General features: G+C 50.5%; 24 protein-coding genes. All 24 read left to right on the top strand.

Annotated elements, in window-relative coordinates; translation table 11 throughout:
• Window positions 1-78 precede the first annotated feature (78 nt).
• Entirely contained in the window at window positions 79-4,290 is a 4,212-nt protein-coding gene (rpoC, locus tag P1U47_RS15875; protein WP_301030175.1) for a DNA-directed RNA polymerase subunit beta', read from the top strand.
• A gap of 136 nt (window positions 4,291-4,426) precedes the next feature.
• A complete protein-coding gene (rpsL, locus tag P1U47_RS15870; protein ID WP_008248376.1) occupies window positions 4,427-4,801 on the top strand; it encodes a 30S ribosomal protein S12 in 375 nt (124 codons plus the stop codon).
• Window positions 4,802-4,910: 109 nt separating this feature from the next.
• Window positions 4,911-5,381 (top strand): 30S ribosomal protein S7, encoded by a 471-nt coding sequence (rpsG, locus tag P1U47_RS15865; RefSeq protein WP_008248375.1) that lies wholly within the window; start codon window positions 4,911-4,913, stop codon window positions 5,379-5,381.
• A gap of 33 nt (window positions 5,382-5,414) precedes the next feature.
• Window positions 5,415-7,523: an elongation factor G gene (fusA, locus tag P1U47_RS15860; protein ID WP_301030174.1), complete on the top strand. Its 2,109-nt coding sequence runs from the start codon at window positions 5,415-5,417 to the stop codon at window positions 7,521-7,523.
• 30 nt (window positions 7,524-7,553) lie between these two features.
• Window positions 7,554-8,777 (top strand): elongation factor Tu, encoded by a 1,224-nt coding sequence (tuf, locus tag P1U47_RS15855; protein WP_301030173.1) that lies wholly within the window; start codon window positions 7,554-7,556, stop codon window positions 8,775-8,777.
• A 233-nt stretch (window positions 8,778-9,010) separates the two neighbouring features.
• Window positions 9,011-9,322 carry a 30S ribosomal protein S10 gene (gene rpsJ / locus P1U47_RS15850; RefSeq protein ID WP_008248372.1) on the top strand — a complete coding sequence of 104 codons (312 nt, stop codon included), beginning with the start codon at window positions 9,011-9,013 and terminating at the stop codon, window positions 9,320-9,322.
• Between the two features lie 120 nt (window positions 9,323-9,442).
• A complete protein-coding gene (gene rplC, locus P1U47_RS15845; RefSeq protein ID WP_301030172.1) occupies window positions 9,443-10,087 on the top strand; it encodes a 50S ribosomal protein L3 in 645 nt (214 codons plus the stop codon).
• 11 nt (window positions 10,088-10,098) lie between these two features.
• A complete protein-coding gene (rplD, locus tag P1U47_RS15840) occupies window positions 10,099-10,716 on the top strand; it encodes a 50S ribosomal protein L4 (RefSeq protein WP_301030171.1) in 618 nt (205 codons plus the stop codon).
• Window positions 10,713-11,009: a 50S ribosomal protein L23 gene (gene rplW, locus P1U47_RS15835; RefSeq protein ID WP_301030170.1), complete on the top strand. Its 297-nt coding sequence runs from the start codon at window positions 10,713-10,715 to the stop codon at window positions 11,007-11,009. The genes rplD and rplW overlap by 4 nt, the downstream gene beginning before the upstream one ends.
• Before the next feature lie 17 nt (window positions 11,010-11,026).
• Window positions 11,027-11,851, top strand: a complete 825-nt coding sequence (gene rplB, locus P1U47_RS15830) for a 50S ribosomal protein L2 (RefSeq protein WP_301030169.1) — start codon at window positions 11,027-11,029, stop codon at window positions 11,849-11,851.
• Window positions 11,852-11,888: 37 nt separating this feature from the next.
• The gene (rpsS, locus tag P1U47_RS15825; protein ID WP_008248348.1) at window positions 11,889-12,164 is read left to right on the top strand and encodes a 30S ribosomal protein S19; all 276 of its coding nucleotides are present in this window, start codon (window positions 11,889-11,891) and stop codon (window positions 12,162-12,164) included.
• Between the two features lie 25 nt (window positions 12,165-12,189).
• Window positions 12,190-12,528 carry a 50S ribosomal protein L22 gene (rplV, locus tag P1U47_RS15820; RefSeq protein ID WP_008248347.1) on the top strand — a complete coding sequence of 113 codons (339 nt, stop codon included), beginning with the start codon at window positions 12,190-12,192 and terminating at the stop codon, window positions 12,526-12,528.
• Between the two features lie 14 nt (window positions 12,529-12,542).
• Window positions 12,543-13,217, top strand: a complete 675-nt coding sequence (rpsC, locus tag P1U47_RS15815; protein ID WP_301030168.1) for a 30S ribosomal protein S3 — start codon at window positions 12,543-12,545, stop codon at window positions 13,215-13,217.
• An 11-nt stretch (window positions 13,218-13,228) separates the two neighbouring features.
• Complete coding sequence (gene rplP, locus P1U47_RS15810; RefSeq protein ID WP_301030167.1) at window positions 13,229-13,642, top strand: 50S ribosomal protein L16; 414 nt, start codon at window positions 13,229-13,231, stop codon at window positions 13,640-13,642.
• Window positions 13,642-13,833, top strand: a complete 192-nt coding sequence (rpmC, locus tag P1U47_RS15805) for a 50S ribosomal protein L29 (RefSeq protein WP_008248343.1) — start codon at window positions 13,642-13,644, stop codon at window positions 13,831-13,833. Before rplP ends, rpmC begins: the two co-directional genes overlap by 1 nt.
• 2 nt (window positions 13,834-13,835) lie before the next feature.
• A complete protein-coding gene (gene rpsQ / locus P1U47_RS15800) occupies window positions 13,836-14,102 on the top strand; it encodes a 30S ribosomal protein S17 (RefSeq protein WP_008248341.1) in 267 nt (88 codons plus the stop codon).
• Window positions 14,103-14,161: 59 nt separating this feature from the next.
• Window positions 14,162-14,530: a 50S ribosomal protein L14 gene (gene rplN / locus P1U47_RS15795; RefSeq protein ID WP_008248339.1), complete on the top strand. Its 369-nt coding sequence runs from the start codon at window positions 14,162-14,164 to the stop codon at window positions 14,528-14,530.
• A gap of 33 nt (window positions 14,531-14,563) precedes the next feature.
• Window positions 14,564-14,881 carry a 50S ribosomal protein L24 gene (gene rplX, locus P1U47_RS15790; RefSeq protein WP_301030166.1) on the top strand — a complete coding sequence of 106 codons (318 nt, stop codon included), beginning with the start codon at window positions 14,564-14,566 and terminating at the stop codon, window positions 14,879-14,881.
• 13 nt (window positions 14,882-14,894) lie between these two features.
• Window positions 14,895-15,434 carry a 50S ribosomal protein L5 gene (gene rplE, locus P1U47_RS15785; protein ID WP_301030165.1) on the top strand — a complete coding sequence of 180 codons (540 nt, stop codon included), beginning with the start codon at window positions 14,895-14,897 and terminating at the stop codon, window positions 15,432-15,434.
• Between the two features lie 14 nt (window positions 15,435-15,448).
• Window positions 15,449-15,754, top strand: coding sequence for a 30S ribosomal protein S14 (gene rpsN / locus P1U47_RS15780; protein ID WP_008248324.1), 306 nt, complete (start codon window positions 15,449-15,451; stop codon window positions 15,752-15,754).
• Window positions 15,755-15,809: 55 nt separating this feature from the next.
• Entirely contained in the window at window positions 15,810-16,205 is a 396-nt protein-coding gene (gene rpsH / locus P1U47_RS15775) for a 30S ribosomal protein S8 (RefSeq protein WP_008248322.1), read from the top strand.
• Between the two features lie 25 nt (window positions 16,206-16,230).
• Window positions 16,231-16,764, top strand: a complete 534-nt coding sequence (gene rplF / locus P1U47_RS15770; protein ID WP_301030164.1) for a 50S ribosomal protein L6 — start codon at window positions 16,231-16,233, stop codon at window positions 16,762-16,764.
• A gap of 10 nt (window positions 16,765-16,774) precedes the next feature.
• The gene (gene rplR, locus P1U47_RS15765) at window positions 16,775-17,125 is read left to right on the top strand and encodes a 50S ribosomal protein L18 (protein ID WP_301030163.1); all 351 of its coding nucleotides are present in this window, start codon (window positions 16,775-16,777) and stop codon (window positions 17,123-17,125) included.
• 11 nt (window positions 17,126-17,136) lie between these two features.
• Window positions 17,137-17,649 carry a 30S ribosomal protein S5 gene (rpsE, locus tag P1U47_RS15760; protein ID WP_008248319.1) on the top strand — a complete coding sequence of 171 codons (513 nt, stop codon included), beginning with the start codon at window positions 17,137-17,139 and terminating at the stop codon, window positions 17,647-17,649.
• Window positions 17,650-17,665: the final 16 nt, after the last annotated feature.

Raw genomic sequence — 17,665 nt, 5'->3', positions numbered from 1 at the left:
ATCAACAACGAGATGGCAAGGGGTGCCGCTACAGCTTTGTAGCGGGCACCTGTTGAATACCCTTGCGGAGGAACGGCCTTGAAAGATCTATTGAGTCTATTAAAACAGGGACAACCGAACGATGAGTTTGACTCTATTCGTATCGGTCTGGCGTCACCGGAGCTAATTCGTTCGTGGTCATTCGGCGAAGTGAAAAAGCCGGAAACCATCAACTATCGTACCTTCAAGCCTGAGCGCGATGGCTTGTTTTGTGCCAAAATTTTTGGACCCGTTAAAGACTATGAATGTCTGTGCGGTAAATATAAGCGCCTGAAGCACCGCGGCGTTATTTGTGAGAAGTGCGGCGTTGAAGTTGCGCTGGCAAAAGTGCGTCGCGAGCGCATGGGCCATATTGAACTGGCCAGCCCCGTTGCTCACATCTGGTTCTTAAAGTCACTGCCTAGCCGGATTGGTTTGCTGCTGGACATGACCCTGCGTGATATCGAACGTATTTTGTACTTCGAATCCTACGTGGTGACTGATCCAGGTATGACTACCCTCGAGAAAGGCCAATTGCTGAGCGATGAGCAATTCTTTGAGGCAATGGAAGAGTTTGGTGATGACTTTGTGGCCAAAATGGGCGCCGAAGCCATCATGCACCTCTTGATGGAACTTGACCTGCCGGTTGAGATTGAGCGTCTGCGCGAAGAGATTCCTGCGACTAACTCAGAAACTAAGATCAAGAAGCTGTCTAAGCGTTTAAAACTGATCGAAGCCTTGGCTGATTCAGGTAATAAGCCTGAGTGGATGGTAATGAAGGTGCTGCCAGTATTGCCGCCTGATTTGCGCCCACTGGTACCGCTAGATGGTGGTCGTTTCGCGACCTCGGATCTGAACGATCTGTATCGCCGGGTTATTAACCGTAACAACCGTTTGAAGCGTCTGCTCGACCTGAATGCGCCAGACATTATCGTGCGCAACGAAAAGCGCATGCTGCAAGAATCCGTTGATGCGCTGCTTGATAACGGCCGTCGTGGTCGCGCCATCACTGGTTCGAATAAACGCCCACTGAAATCTTTGGCCGATATGATCAAAGGTAAGCAGGGCCGTTTCCGTCAAAACCTCTTGGGTAAGCGAGTCGACTATTCTGGTCGTTCGGTTATCGTGGTTGGTCCTACCCTGCGTCTGCACCAGTGCGGTCTGCCTAAGAAAATGGCACTCGAGCTGTTCAAGCCATTCATCTTCGGCAAGCTTGAAGCGCGTGGTTTAGCAACAACGATTAAAGCCGCTAAGAAAATGGTAGAGCGCGAGCCGCCAGAAGTATGGGATATCCTCGCCGACGTTATTCGCGAACATCCGGTACTGCTGAACCGTGCACCAACCCTTCACCGTTTGGGTATTCAGGCTTTTGAGCCAGTACTGATCGAGGGTAAGGCTATTCAGTTGCACCCCTTGGTGTGTGCGGCCTATAACGCCGACTTTGACGGTGACCAAATGGCGGTACACGTACCGCTGACAATTGAAGCGCAGCTGGAATCTCGCGCGCTGATGATGTCTACCAACAACATCCTGTCGCCCGCTAACGGCGAGCCAATCATCGTACCTTCGCAGGACGTGGTATTGGGTTTGTACTGGATGACCCGCGACCGCGTAAACGGCGCCGGTGAAGGTACTGTATTCGCTAACCCAGAAGAAGTGCATCGCGCCTATGTTACCGGCATGGCGCATTTGCAGGCGCGGATTAAGTGCCGCTTGACTCAGGTGAGCTTTGGCGAAGACGGCGAGCGCACAGAGAATCGCTCTATCGTTGAGACGACTGTTGGTCGTGTGCTGTTGTGGCGGATTGTGCCTGAAGGCTTACCCTTCGACATGGTTAACCATGCGATGACCAAGAAGGCGATCTCTCGTATCCTTAACGAGTGCTACCGCCGCGTTGGCCTAAAAGCCACGGTAATCCTTGGCGACCAACTGATGTACACCGGTTTCGAGTACTCGACTCGCTCTGGTTCATCGATTGGTGTTAACGATTTTGAAATCCCAGAAGCCAAGGCGCGCATTGTTGCTGCTGCCGACGCCGAAGTGGTTGAGATCGAGAAGCAGTACGCTTCTGGTCTGGTAACCCAGGGTGAGAAATACAACAAAGTTATCGATATATGGTCCCGTGCGAACGACATGGTTTCCAAGGCGATGATGGAAGGCCTGTCTAAAGAGCCAGTCATAAACCGCAAGGGTGAGGAAGAGATGCAAGACTCTTTCAACTCGGTTTATATCTACGCTGACTCGGGCGCTCGTGGTTCGCCAGCCCAGATTCGTCAGTTGGCGGGTATGCGTGGTTTGATGGCCAAGCCAGATGGCTCGATCATCGAAACGCCAATCACCGCTAACTTCCGTGAAGGTTTGAGCGTACTTCAGTACTTCATCTCGACCCACGGTGCGCGTAAAGGTCTGGCTGATACGGCATTGAAAACGGCTAACTCCGGTTACCTGACTCGCCGTTTGGTAGACGTTGCTCAGGATTTGGTTATTACCGAAGACGATTGCGGTGCCACCGAAGGTCTGACCATGACCCCCGTTATCGAAGGTGGTGACATCATTGAAACCTTGGGTGACCGCGTACTGGGTCGTCTAGTGGTTCGCGATGTATTCATTCCTGGCACGGAAGAAATTGCTGTCGAAGCGGGCGTAATGCTCGACGAGAAGGCCGTAATCGCGCTGGAAGAGATGGGCATCGACGAGATTGATGTGCGCTCACCTATTACCTGCGAAACCCGTCATGGTGTTTGTTCGGCCTGTTACGGTCGCGATTTGGCGCGCGGTCACTTGGTTAACCGTGGTGAGGCGGTGGGCGTTATCGCTGCTCAGTCTATCGGTGAGCCGGGTACCCAGTTAACCATGCGTACCTTCCACATTGGTGGTGCGGCATCGCGGGCAACTGCGGTTGACAATATTCAGGTTAAGCAAGACGGTAAAGCCCGTTTGCACAATCTGAAATACGTTGAGCGTGAAGACGGTTTCCTAGTTGCGGTAAGTCGTTCTGGTGAGCTGGCTATTACTGATAAGAGCGGTCGTGAGCGTGAGCGTTATAAGCTTCCTTACGGCGCCTTGATTAAGGTTGCCGACCGCGCCGAAGTGGCAGCGGGCGATATTGTTGCTACGTGGGATCCGCACACTCACCCAATTATTACTGAAGTAGCGGGTATCGTGAAAATGTCCGGTATGGAAGAGGGCATTACCGTTAAGCGCCAAACCGATGAATTAACTGGCTTGACCAGTATATCGGTTATGGACCAGGGCGAGCGTCCTGCGGCGGGTAAAGATATGCGCCCCGCGGTAACGTTGGTTGCGCCTAATGGTGAAGAGCTGTGCTTGGCAGGTACAAACGTGCCGGCTCACTATTTCTTGACCGAAAACGCGATTGTCTCCTTGGAAAATGGCGCTACCGTAAAAGTCGGTGACGTTGTTGCGCGTATTCCGCAGGAAAGCTCGAAGACACGAGACATCACCGGTGGTTTGCCACGGGTTGCCGACTTGTTCGAAGCGCGTAAACCGAAAGAGCCTGCTATTTTGGCAGAAATCTCTGGCACCGTGAGTTTCGGTAAAGAAACCAAGGGCAAGCGTCGTCTGATTATTACTCCTGCAGACGGCAAGCCGCTGGCTGATGGCTCTGATTACTACGAAGTACTGATTCCGAAATGGCGTACCTTGACCGTGTTCGAAGGTGAGCAGGTTGAGAAGGGCGAGATCGTATCTGAAGGCCCATTGAGCCCGCACGATATTCTGCGTCTGAAAGGCGTTGAAGAATTGGCCAAGTATATCGTTAACGAAATTCAGGACGTTTACCGTCTGCAGGGCGTAAAGATCAACGATAAGCACATCGAAGTTATCGTTCGTCAGATGCTCCGCAAGGTTAATATTCTGACTTCTGGCGACTCAACCTTCATCAAAGGTGAGCAGGCTGAATTCGTTCGCGTTATCGAAGAAAACGAGATATTGCACAATACCGACAAGATTTGCGCCAGCTATGAGCGTGAATTATTGGGTATTACCAAGGCCTCGCTAGCGACTGAATCCTTTATTTCGGCGGCTTCTTTCCAAGAAACCACGCGGGTTCTAACCGAGGCGGCAGTGACAGGTAAGCGCGATCATCTCCGTGGCTTGAAAGAAAACGTGGTTGTAGGCCGCTTGATTCCTGCGGGAACGGGCTTAGCGTATCACCGCGATCGCAAGATTAAGAAAGACGAACTAAGTAAAACCGTGTCGGCGCAAGATGTCGAAGCGGCTCTGTCAGAGGCGCTCAGCGATAACGGCTGAGTAAATTTGGCTACTTGACGGGAGTGGAGCGCATCTTTAGAATTCGCGCTCCACTTTTTTTATAAGCTGTCGGTGGTTTCGGCAGTTGGTCGGCCAGTGCATTGGTGTACTGACCTTTAGTTTTTGGAGTTTATGAATGGCAACGATTAACCAGTTGGTTCGTCAGCCGAGAAAACGCAAAGCGGCTAAAAGTGACGTTCCTGCATTGCAGGCATGTCCACAGCGTCGCGGCGTTTGTACTCGTGTTTACACCACTACCCCTAAGAAACCGAACTCGGCACTGCGTAAAGTATGTCGTGTACGTTTGACTAACGGCTTTGAAGTTTCATCCTACATCGGTGGTGAAGGCCACAACCTGCAGGAACACAGCGTAGTGCTGATCCGCGGCGGCCGTGTAAAGGATTTGCCAGGTGTGCGTTACCACACAGTTCGCGGCAGCCTTGATACATCCGGTGTTAACAACCGTAAGCAAGCTCGTTCTAAGTACGGTACCAAGCGTCCTAAGTCGTAATTCGATTTAACGCTACTTAAATAGACCTTAAGTAAGGCCAAGCCATCGTCTCATCGCTGTAGGGCGACTCGGTGTTTGGATTTACCTGAAGACAAAGGAAGATAGAGATATGCCAAGAAGACGCGTCGCCGCAAAGCGGGAAATACTCCCAGATCCAAAGTTTGGAAACCTGACCCTAGCTAAGTTCATGAACCACGTGATGGTTAGTGGTAAAAAATCAGTTGCAGAGCGCATCGTATATGGAGCTCTGGACTTGGTTAAAGAGCGCCTGAACACTGATCCCCTAGAGGCTTTCGATACTGCCCTAGAAAATATTGCACCTATGGTCGAGGTTAAGTCTCGCCGTGTTGGTGGTGCAACGTATCAGGTGCCTGTAGAGGTGCGTCCAAGCCGTCGTACAGCTTTGGCAATGCGTTGGTTGGTAGATTACTCACGTGGTCGTGGCGAGAAGTCTATGCGTCAGCGTTTGGCTGGTGAAATCATCGATGCATCACAGGGCAAGGGCTCTGCGGTTAAAAAGCGTGAAGACGTGCATCGCATGGCTGAAGCGAACAAAGCGTTCTCCCATTACCGCTTCTAAGAAAATACACCAGAGTTTAATTGGGGAAGCATAGTGGCACGTAAAACGCCTATCTCAAGATATCGCAATATTGGTATCTGTGCCCACGTTGACGCGGGCAAGACGACGACGACAGAGCGGGTGTTGTTCTATACCGGTATGTCGCACAAGATCGGCGAAGTTCACGATGGTGCTGCGACCATGGACTGGATGGCCCAAGAGCAGGAGCGTGGTATTACTATCACCTCCGCTGCGACCACCTGTTTTTGGGCGGGCATGCAGCAGCAGTTCGAGCAGCACCGTATCAACATTATCGACACCCCAGGGCACGTCGACTTCACTATTGAAGTTGAACGATCGCTGCGAGTGCTTGATGGTGCGGTGGTGGTTTTGTGTGGTTCGTCTGGGGTGCAGCCTCAAACTGAAACAGTCTGGCGCCAGGCCAATAAATACGAAGTGCCACGTTTGGTCTTTGTAAATAAAATGGACCGAATGGGCGCAAATTTTCAGCGTGTAATTGAACAGCTTCGCACTCGTCTGGGTGCGATAGCTGTGCCTATGCAGATGACTATTGGCAGCGAAGAGCAGTTTCGTGGCGTAGTTGATCTCATAAAAATGAAAGCCATTATTTGGAATGAGGCTGATCAGGGGATGACCTTCGAGTACGAAGAGATTCCCGCTGATATGCTGGCTGCTTGCGAGAAAATGCGCGAGTACATGGTTGAGGCCGCAGCAGAAGCTACTGACGAGATGATGGAAAAATACCTTGAAGGCGAAGAGCTGAGCGAGGAAGAGATCAAGGCGGGTATTCGTAAGCGTACTTTAGCTAATGAGATCATTCCGGTGTTTGGTGGTTCGGCGTTTAAAAATAAGGGTGTGCAAGCAATGCTTGATGCCGTTATTGAATATATGCCGTCACCGACCGAAGTAAAGGCTATCGAGGGCACCCTTGACGATAAAGACGAGACCTTGGCAACCCGCGAGGCAGATGACGACGCCCCTTTTTCGGCCTTGGCATTTAAAATCGCGACTGACCCTTTCGTGGGTACCCTAACCTTTTTCCGGGTTTATTCCGGCAAGCTGGAAAGTGGTACTGCGATTGTTAACTCGGTTAAGGGCAAGAAAGAGCGTGTCGGCCGTATGGTGCAGATGCACGCTAATGAGCGTCAAGAAATCAAAGAAGTTTGGGCGGGCGATATTGCCGCTGCCATCGGCTTAAAAGACGTTACTACGGGTGACACCCTGTGTGATCCAAATAATGTCATTGTGCTTGAGCGCATGGAGTTCCCTGAGCCGGTGATCTCCGTAGCGGTTGAGCCAAGGTCTCAGGCCGACCAAGAAAAAATGGGTATTGCTCTGGGTAAGTTAGCCCAAGAGGACCCGTCTTTCCGTGTAAAGACCGACGAAGAGACTGGTCAGTGCATTATCTCTGGTATGGGTGAGTTGCATTTGGATATCTTGGTGGATCGTATGCGCCGAGAATTCAGTGTTGAGGCAAATATCGGTAAGCCTCAGGTGGCCTACCGTGAGGCGATTCGCAATACCTGCGAGATTGAAGGCAAGTTTGTTCGGCAGTCCGGTGGGCGTGGTCAATTCGGTCATGTTTGGATTCGTTTTGAACCAGGCGAAGATTCGAATGCTGAGGGGCTGGAGTTTGTCAGCGAAATTGTCGGTGGTGTAGTTCCTAAGGAATATATCCCTGCAATCGAAAAGGGTATCGCCGAGCAAATGCAAAATGGTGTGTTGGCTGGCTACCCTTTGCTGGGGCTTAAGGCGACCGCATTTGACGGTTCATACCATGACGTAGACTCTAACGAAATGGCGTTTAAAGTTGCTGCCTCTATGGCAACAAAGCGGCTCGCTCAAGAGGGCGGTGCAGTGTTGCTTGAACCCATTATGAAAGTAGAGATTGTTACCCCAGAGGCAAATATGGGTGACGTCGTCGGCGACCTTAACCGTCGCCGCGGCATAATCTTGGGCATGGATGAATGTATGTCTGGCAAGGTTATTAATGCCGAGGTACCGCTGGCAGAGATGTTCGGTTATGCAACCGATTTGCGCAGTGCGACCCAAGGGCGTGCGACATTTACGATGGAATTCGAAAAGTATTTTGAAGCGCCGCGTAACGTTACTGAAGAAATCATGGCTAAAAACAGAGCTTAATTTTTAAAACCTTTATGCGAGGAATATATTGTGGCTAAGGAAAAGTTTGAACGTAATAAGCCCCATTTGAATGTGGGCACCATCGGTCACGTTGACCATGGTAAAACCACGCTGACTGCAGCACTAACCCGTGTATGTGCGGAAGTGTATGGCGGTAAAGCAGTGGCGTTTGATGGTATCGATAATGCACCTGAAGAGCGTGCACGTGGTATCACCATTGCGACCTCTCACGTCGAATACGACTCGTCAGTTCGTCACTACGCGCACGTTGACTGCCCAGGTCACGCCGATTATGTAAAAAACATGATCACTGGTGCTGCGCAGATGGATGGCGCGATACTGGTATGTGGCGCAACTGACGGCCCAATGCCGCAGACGCGCGAGCACATCCTGCTGTCACGTCAGGTTGGCGTACCTTACATTGTTGTGTTCCTGAACAAAGCAGACCTTCTTGCAGAAGATTGCGGCGGCGTAGGCAGCGAAGAATACAACGAGATGCTGGAATTGGTTGAAATGGAGCTGCGCGAGCTGCTCGATTTGTACGACTTCCCAGGCGATGACACGCCAATCATTGCTGGTTCTGCCTTAATGGCATTGAACGGCGAAGACGACAACGAATTGGGTACCACCGCGGTTAAGAAATTGATTGAAGCGTTGGATACTTACATTCCACAGCCTGAGCGTGCAGTTGATCTGCCGTTCCTGATGCCAATTGAAGACGTGTTCTCAATCTCTGGTCGCGGCACGGTAGTAACTGGTCGTATCGAGCGTGGTATTCTGCGCACTGGCGATGAGATCGCTATCATCGGTATTCACGACACCACCAAAACAGTATGTACTGGTGTTGAAATGTTCCGCAAGCTGCTTGACGAGGGTCGCGCTGGTGAGAACGTTGGTGTGTTGCTGCGTGGTACTAAGCGCGACGACGTAGAGCGTGGTCAGGTACTGGCTAAGCCCGGTTCAATCACGCCTCACACGCGTTTCGAAGGTGAAGTATACGTACTGTCCAAAGAAGAGGGTGGTCGTCACACGCCATTCTTTAAAGGCTACCGTCCACAGTTCTACTTCCGTACCACGGATGTAACTGGTGCTTGTGAGCTGCCGGAAGGTACTGAAATGGTTATGCCTGGCGACAACGTGAAAATGGACGTAACTTTGATTGCGCCCATCGCGATGGAAGAAGGTCTGCGTTTTGCAATTCGTGAAGGTGGCCGTACTGTTGGTGCCGGCGTTGTTGCTAAAATCGTAGAATAAGCATTACCGCTAAGGCGGTATTTGTTTGGGAAAGGGAGGTTTGGGCCTCCCTTTCTTGATTGTTGGTCGGTAATTTTTCCGGCTTTATATTTAGTTGTGGTTTGCTGAAGAAATCCTTGGATATTGTGTTGACAATGCCTCGGTATATCTTTAACATTCCGCTTCCTTTTTTCGGGTTACCTCGGCGACAAATGGCGAGGATCCGGATTTATTCGGGATGGGAGTTTGATCAGGTGCAGAACCAACGGATAAGAATTCGTTTAAAAGCTTTTGATCACCGCCTCATTGATGCGTCTACGCAAGAGATTGTGGACACTGCAAAACGTACTGGTGCTCAGGTTAGAGGTCCAATTCCTCTGCCTACGCGCAAAGAGCGTTTTACAATCCTAGTCTCTCCACATGTAAACAAGGATGCGCGTGATCAGTATGAGATCCGCACCCATAAGCGCATGTTGGACATCGTAGAGCCTACAGAAAAAACTGTAGACGCGCTGATGAAGTTAGATTTGGCGGCTGGTGTAGAAGTTCAAATTAGCCTCGGCTAAAAACAAGTAAACACTGAATATTTTTTTCAGACCCGCTCGGGGGCTGGCCCTGGGTTGTGTAACGCGTGTTAGAGCGCGGCCATAGAGGGTGTTAGCCCCGTACACTGAGAGGTTGGAGCAATGACTATAGGTTTGGTCGGTCGTAAAAGCGGCATGACGCGCGTTTTTACAGAAGACGGTATTTCTATTCCGGTAACGGTGATTGAGGTTGATCCTAATCGCGTTACTCGTGTCAAGGCAGATGATGTCGATGGCTATCGGGCAATCCAGATTACTACTGGCGCTCGCAAGGCATCACGTATCCCTAAAGCGGAAGCAGGTCACTTTGCAAAAGCCGGAGTTGAGGCTGGGCGTGGTTTGTGGGAGTTTCGTTTGGAGCAGGGCGAAGAGGCGCCAGAAGTTGGTGCTGAGCTAACTGTTGCTGCATTCGAGGCGGGCCAAAAGGTTGATGTCACTGGTCAGTCTAAAGGTAAGGGTTTTCAGGGCGGCATCAAGCGCTGGAACTTTACCATGCAAGACGCAACTCACGGCAACTCGCTGTCGCATCGTTCTAACGGCTCTATTGGTCAGTGTCAAACGCCTGGTCGAGTTTTTAAGGGCAAGAAGATGTCTGGTCACATGGGTGCTGAGCGCGTAACCGTTCAGACTCTTGAGGTTGTTCGTGTGGACGCTGAACGCAACTTGATTTTAATCAAGGGTGCGGTTCCAGGTGCTCCAGGTGGTGATGTATTCGTACGTCCTGCTGTAAAAGCTAAAAAATCCTAGGGGGCGATGCAATGGAATTAAGTATTGCGAAACCCGGTAACGGGGCAGCCGGGACGGTTCAGGTATCTGACGTCACGTTTGCACGCGAGTTTAACGAAGATCTAGTGCACCAAGTGGTTGTGGCCTATATGGCCGGTGCTCGTCAGGGTACTCGTGCTCAAAAGACACGTTCTGATGTTCGTGGTGGCGGTAAGAAGCCATGGCGTCAAAAAGGTACTGGCCGCGCGCGTGCTGGTACTATCCGTTCGCCAATTTGGCGTGGGGGCGGCGTTACATTTGCTGCGCGTCCACAGGATCACAGCCAGAAAGTTAACCGCAAGATGTATCGTGCTGCACTGTGCACAATTCTGTCTGAGCTGGCTCGTCAAGAGCGCTTGGTAGTGGTTGAGGATTTTGCGCTCGAGTCACCAAAAACCAAGCTGCTGGTTCAGTCGCTAGGTGAGTACGGTCTTGAAGGTGCGTTGGTTGTGACAGAGGAAGTGAATGGCAATTTGTATCTTGCTGCTCGCAATCTACACAATGTTGATGTTCGCGATGTGAGTGGTGTTGACCCAGTTAGCCTAATTGGCTACGAAAAAGTGGTTATTACTGTAGCTGCATTGAAAAAGTTTGAGGAGCTGTTGGGATGAATACAGAGCGCATCTATAAGGTACTGCTCGGCCCGCACGTTTCTGAAAAAAGTGCAGCGAGCACCGAGTTGAACAACCAAGTGGTATTCCGGGTTCTGCCTAACGCCACCAAGCTGGAAGTTAAAAAAGCGGTAGAAAAGCTTTTTAAAGTCAGCGTTTTGGATGTTCGTACCGTGAATGTTAAGGGTAAGGTTAAGCGCAATCGTTTTGGTTTGAGTAAAAAGTCAAACTGGAAGAAAGCGTATGTGAGCCTTGCGCAGGGTCAAGACATCGACTTTGCGGTCGCTGAATAAGTCTGGAGTTTAGTCAAATGGCAATTGTTAAAAGTAAACCGACTTCTCCCGGCCGTCGCTTTGTTGTTCGGGTGGTTAACCCCGATCTACACAAAGGTGCACCGCACAAGCCGCTGCTTGAGAGTCAGTCGCGCAATGGCGGCCGTAACAATAACGGTCGTATCACCACTCGTCACGTTGGTGGTGGTCATAAGCAACATTACCGTTTAATAGATTTTAAGCGTAATAAAGACGGTATTCCTGCACGCGTCGAGCGTTTGGAGTATGATCCTAACCGCACCGCATTCATCGCCTTGGTGATGTATGCAGACGGTGAGCGTCGCTACATTATTGCGCCAAAAGGTGTTTCTGCTGGAGATCAAATTGTCTCTGGTGATGCATCGCCGATTAAGCCTGGTAATACCTTGCCTATTCGCAATATTCCGCTGGGAAGCACAGTTCACTGTGTGGAAATGAAGCCTGGTAAAGGCGCGCAGATCGCGCGTAGTGCCGGTACTTCAGCTCAGTTGGTTGCTCGTGATGGCCAGTACGCAACGATTCGTCTGCGTAGTGGTGAGACGCGTAAGGTGTTGTCAGAGTGCAGAGCAACATTGGGTGAAGTATCCAACAGCGAGCACAGCTTGCGTAAGTTGGGTAAAGCCGGTGCCTCGCGTTGGCGTGGTGTTCGTCCTACCGTTCGCGGTGTGGCGATGAACCCGGTAGATCACCCACATGGTGGTGGTGAAGGTCGTACTTCTGGTGGTCGTCACCCTGTATCTCCTTGGGGTATGCCGACCAAAGGGTATAAGACCCGTAAAAATAAGCGTACAGACAAACTAATTGTACGTCGTCGCGATAAGTAATCGATCAGACGTCAATTAGAGTAAAGAGGATTAGCTTGTGCCACGTTCATTAAAGAAAGGTCCGTTTGTCGATCTTCATTTGTTGAAGAAGGTTGAAGTAGCGGTAGAAAAAAACGATCGTCGCCCCATTAAAACGTGGTCGCGTCGCTCCATGATTCTGCCTGAAATGGTGGCTCTGACAATCGCTGTTCACAACGGTCGTCAGCATGTTCCGGTTATTATTTCCGAAGACATGGTTGGTCACAAATTGGGTGAATTTGCCGCGACTAGGACCTATAAGGGTCACGTGGCCGATAAAAAGGCCAAGCGTTAAGCTTGGGCCGGGAGAGGCTTTTAAGATGGAAGTAGCAGCACGTTTAAAAGGCGCACGAATCTCTGCCCAGAAGGCGCGTTTGGTTGCTGACCAAATTCGCGGAAAGGGTGTGGAAGAATCGCTTGATCTGCTGACGTTCAGCTCTAAGAAAGCGGCGAGCATTATTAAGAAGGTGCTTAACTCCGCAATCGCCAATGCTGAGCATAACGAAGGCGCAGATGTTGACGAATTGAAAGTTTCGACAATCTTTGTAGATGAAGGTACGACGATGAAACGTCTTCGTCCTCGTGCAAAGGGTCGTGCGGATCGTATTCTGAAAAGATCTTGTCATATCACGATTAAAGTTGCAGACGGCGAAGGCTAGGTAGGAGAGACCACATGGGTCAGAAAGTACACCCGACCGGCATCCGGCTGGGAATCGTAAAAGATCATAACTCCATTTGGTATGCGAGTGGTAAGAACTACGCCGCGCACCTAGTAATGGATTTGGAAGTACGTGAGTTGCTTGAGAAAAAGCTCTCTCACGCTTCAGTAAGCCGTATTGTTATTGAGCGTCCGGCACAAACTGCACGCATCACGATTCACACAGCGCGCCCCGGTATCGTTATCGGTAAAAAGGGTGAGGATGTCGACAAGCTTCGTAAAGAGCTGTCAGTGAAAATGGGTGTGCCAGTTCATATCAACATCGAAGAGATCCGCAAGCCGGATATGGAAGCGAAGTTGGTAGCCATGAACGTCGCTCAGCAGCTTGAACGCCGTGTTATGTTCCGCCGCGCTATGAAGCGTGTGGTACAGAACGCAATGCGCCAAGGTGCGGAAGGCATTAAGGTACAGGTTAGTGGGCGTGTCGGTGGTGCAGAAATTGCTCGTACCGAGTGGTATCGCGAAGGACGTGTGCCACTGCACACACTGCGCGCTGATATTGACTACGCGACACACGAAGCAGCTACGACCTACGGCATCATTGGTGTCAAAGTCTGGATCTTTAAGGGAGAAATCCTGGGAACCAGAAAAGAAGCGGTCGAAGCTAAGGCTAAGAAAGGTTCAGAGTAAGGGTTACGCAAATGTTACAGCCGAAGCGCACAAAGTTTCGCAAGCAACACAAAGGACGCAACCGTGGTCTGGCAGAACGCGGTAGCCGGGTCAGCTTTGGCGAGTTTGGCCTTAAAGCAATCGGTCGCGGTCGTATTACAGCTCGCCAGATCGAGGCGGCACGTCGTGCAATGACGCGCCACATCAAACGTGGTGGAAAAATCTGGATTCGTGTGTTCCCAGATAAGCCAATTACCCAAAAGCCTCTCGAAGTTCGTCAGGGTAAGGGTAAGGGTAATGTTGAATACTGGGTCGCACAGATTCAGCCGGGCAAGGTCTTGTACGAAGTAGAAGGCGTGTCTGAAGAATTGGCGCGTGAAGCATTCGCCTTGGCGTCAGCAAAGATACCTGTGCCGACCGCTTTTGTTAGACGGGTGGTGATGTGATGAATGCTTTAGAGTTACGCGATAAATCAGTTGAAGATCTTAATGCCCAACTGTTGCAGCTGCTTGAAGATCAGTTCAAGCTTCGCATGCAAAAGAGTACCGGCCAGTTAGCGCAAACGCATTTGCTGAAGAAAACTCGTCAGGAAATAGCACGCGTTAAAACTGTGCTCCAGGAAAAGGCAGGTAACTAAAAATGTCAGAAGTAGCAAAAAGTGCTCGTACAGCCACCGGTAAAGTGGTCAGTGACAAAATGGATAAAACCATTACGGTACTGATTGAGCGTCGGGTAAAGCACCCGATGTACGGTAAGTACATAACGCGTTCATCGAAAGTTCACGCTCATGATGAAAACAATGAGTGCAAAATTGGTGATGTAGTGACAGTTTGCGAAACGCGTCCAGTGTCCAAGTTAAAAACTTGGGCGTTGTTGAGCGTTGATGTAACGGCTACCCAGGTTTAATTTGGCCGGCGGCCTGTGTGCAATCGCTTGATGCACTGTTGACTGGTTTGGAGTAAGAAATGATTCAAACAGAAAGCTATTTGGAAGTTGCAGATAACAGTGGCGCACGTCGCGTTATGTGCATCAAGGTGCTTGGCGGCTCTCATCGTCGCTATGCACGAGTCGGTGATCTGATCAAAGTCACAGTCAAAGAGGCTATCCCTCGCGGCAAAGTGAAAAAAGGTCAGGTAATGACAGCTGTTGTAGTTCGTACTAAGAAAGGTGTGCGTCGTCCAGACGGTTCACTGATCAAGTTTGACGATAACGCTGCAGTGTTGCTAAACAATAACAACGCACCTATTGGCACTCGTATTTTTGGGCCAGTAACGCGTGAATTGCGTGGCGAGAAGTTCATGAAGATAATCTCTTTGGCACCGGAAGTACTGTAGTTCCAGGTGTGGAGAGAAGGCTGAGGTCAGGTTATGCGTAAGATTAAGCGTGAAGACGAAGTTATCGTCTTAACCGGTAAAGACAAAGGTAAGCGCGGTGTTGTCCAGAAAGTTTTGGATAACAACAAGGTGCTGGTCTCCGGCATTAATATGATTAAGAAACATCAGCGTCCAAACCCGCAGCTGGGTGTGGCCGGTGGTATCGTTGAGAAAGAAGCAGCGATCCAGGTTTCTAATGTTGCAATTTACAACCCGTCTACTAAGCAGGCGGATCGCGTGGGCTTTAAAGTAGCCGAAGACGGCAGCAAGACCCGTATTTTTAAATCAAGCGGCGATGCGATCAACGCGTAGGGGTTAGTGAAAAATGGCACGATTAGGTGAACTATACCAAACCGAGTTAAAGGCTAAGCTGATTGAAGAGCTGTCTTTAGCTAACCCTATGGAAGTTCCGCGCATCACCAAAATCACCCTGAACATGGGCGTTGGTGAAGCAGCTGGAGATAAGAAAGTTCTTGAGGCAGCACTGTCCGACCTGACAAAGATTGCAGGTCAGAAGCCAGTGGTGACCAAGGCGCGCAAATCAATCGCAGGTTTTAAAATCCGTGATGGTTGGCCGATTGGCTGCAAAGTAACTCTGCGCGGCGAAAACATGTATGAATTTCTGGATCGCCTAGTTAGCATCGCTATTCCTCGCGTGCGTGACTTCCGCGGTATCAGCCCGAAATCATTCGACGGTCGCGGTAACTTCGCGATGGGCGTAACGGAACAGATTATCTTTCCGGAAATTGATTACGATAAAATTGATACACTACGCGGTATGGATATTACGATCACGACTACTGCTCGTAATGACGACGAAGGTCGCGCGCTGTTAAAAGCGTTTAACTTTCCGTTTAAAGGTTAAGGGGTTCAGGGGACATGGCAAAGCAGTCAATGAAAGCGCGCGAATTGAAACGTGCCCAAACTGTCGAAAAATTCGCTGCAAAGCGCGCTGAGCTTAAAGCGATTTTCGCCAGCGTAAATTCGAGCGATGAAGAAAAGTGGGATGCGCAGGTTAAGCTGCAAAAGCTTCCGCGTGATGCAAGTCCATCACGTCAGCGTCGTCGTTGTCAGATCACGGGTCGTCCGCACGGTGTATACCGCAAGTTCGGTCTATGCCGTAACCAGCTTCGTCAAGCCGCTATGCGCGGTGATGTCCCCGGCTTAGTTAAGGCTAGCTGGTAATAGTGGGAATTTTGCTGTCGCTGGCTATGGCCGCGGCGTTTAATGGGAGCAAAACATGAGCATGCAAGATCCTTTAGCGGATATGCTTACACGTATCCGCAACGCTCAGATGGCAGGTAAAACTGCTGTTCAGATGCCTTCTTCAAAACTTAAGGTATCGGTTGCAAAGGTACTGGAAGACGAAGGTTATATCGCTAGTTCGCGCGTCGAAGCCGATGGTGGCAAAGCGCAGCTAACAGTTGAGTTGAAGTACTATCAGGGTAAGCCGGTAATCGCTGAGATTCATCGGGTAAGCCGTCCAGGTCTGCGCGCTTACGCTGGTAAAGATGAATTGCCATCAGTGCGTGCCGGTTTGGGTATCGCGATTGTCTCTACCAGCAATGGTGTGATGACCGATCGTGCAGCGCGAGCGGCCGGTGTGGGCGGCGAAGTGCTTTGCACTGTTTTCTAACGCGACAGTTTAAAGAGTTCTTAACATGTCAAGAGTAGCGAAAAGTCCAGTGACTATCCCCGCAGGGGTTGAAGTCAAGCTCGACGCCAGCAGCATCGCAGTCAAAGGTAAAAAAGGTAGTTTAGTACTGCCTTTACACCAGTCTGTTGAAGTGCAGCAAGAAGACGGGCGTTTAGTATTCTCAGCGCGTGAAGGCGCGAAAAATGGTTGGGCAATGGCGGGTACTACTCGTTCTTTGACTAACAATATGTGTGTTGGTGTTAGCGAAGGCTTTCAGCGTAAGCTGATCCTAAACGGTGTTGGTTACCGTGCTAAGGCCACTGGTAATAGCATAAATTTGGTGTTGGGTTTTTCCCACCCTATTGATTATGCATTGCCAGAAGGCGTAACTGTTGATACCCCAACTCAGACGGAAATCGTCTTGAGCGGTACCGACAAGCAAATACTGGGTAAGGTAGCGGCCGAAATCCGCGCGTTCCGTCCACCAGAGCCGTATAAAGGTAAGGGTGTTCGCTACGCAGACGAAAACGTCCGTCGTAAAGAAGCGAAGAAAAAGTAAAGGCTAGGTTATGAGCGATAAGAAAATATCAAGATTACGTCGTGCCCGCCGTGCTCGCTTTAAAATGCGTGAGCTCCGCGCCGTACGTCTTAGCATTCACCGCACACCGCGTCACATGTATGCTCAGCTTATTGCTGCTACAGGTGATGTCGTGTTGGCGAGTGCCTCTACACTAGATAAAGAGTTGCGTGCTGGCGTTACTGGTAATGTTGCCGCAGCCGCTAGTGTGGGCAAGTTGATCGCCGACCGCGCGAAAGCCGCAGGCGTGACAAAGGTCGCCTTTGACCGCAGTGGATTTAAATTCCACGGCCGTGTCAAGGCGCTGGCAGATGCTGCCCGTGAAGGTGGTTTGGAATTCTAAGGTTTTAGGCGATGGCGTATAACGATCAGAAAGACAAAGCAAACACTGAAGGCTTGCAAGAGAAATTAGTGCAAGTAAACCGTGTTGCCAAGGTGGTCAAGGGTGGCCGTATTTTCAGCTTCACTGCTCTGACTGTAGTTGGTGATGGCAATGGTAAAGTCGGCTTTGGTCGCGGCAAGGCACGTGAAGTGCCGGTCGCTATCCAAAAAGCGATGGAAGCTGCCCGCCGTAATATGGTTCAGGTAGACGTAAAGGGTGATACCATCCAGTACGCTGTCAAAGGCCGTCACGGTGCCTCCAAGGTTTACATGCAGCCCGCATCTGAAGGTACTGGTGTTATTGCCGGTGGTGCAATGCGCTCGGTGCTGGAAATTGCTGGCATTCATAACGTACTGGCCAAGTGCTATGGTTCTACCAACCCGGTAAACGTGGTTCGTGCAACTGTTAAAGCACTGGTAAGCGTTTCTTCTCCAGAAGAGGTCGCAACTAAGCGCGGCAAGACTGTTGAAGAGATCTTGGGCTAAGAAATAGGCAGGATTT

It is taken from the genome of Zhongshania sp., from assembly GCF_029212375.1.
Taxonomy (GTDB): domain Bacteria; phylum Pseudomonadota; class Gammaproteobacteria; order Pseudomonadales; family Spongiibacteraceae; genus Spongiibacter.
Note: the sequence above shows the minus strand (reverse complement) of the source record. Positions and strands in the feature narration are given on the sequence as shown.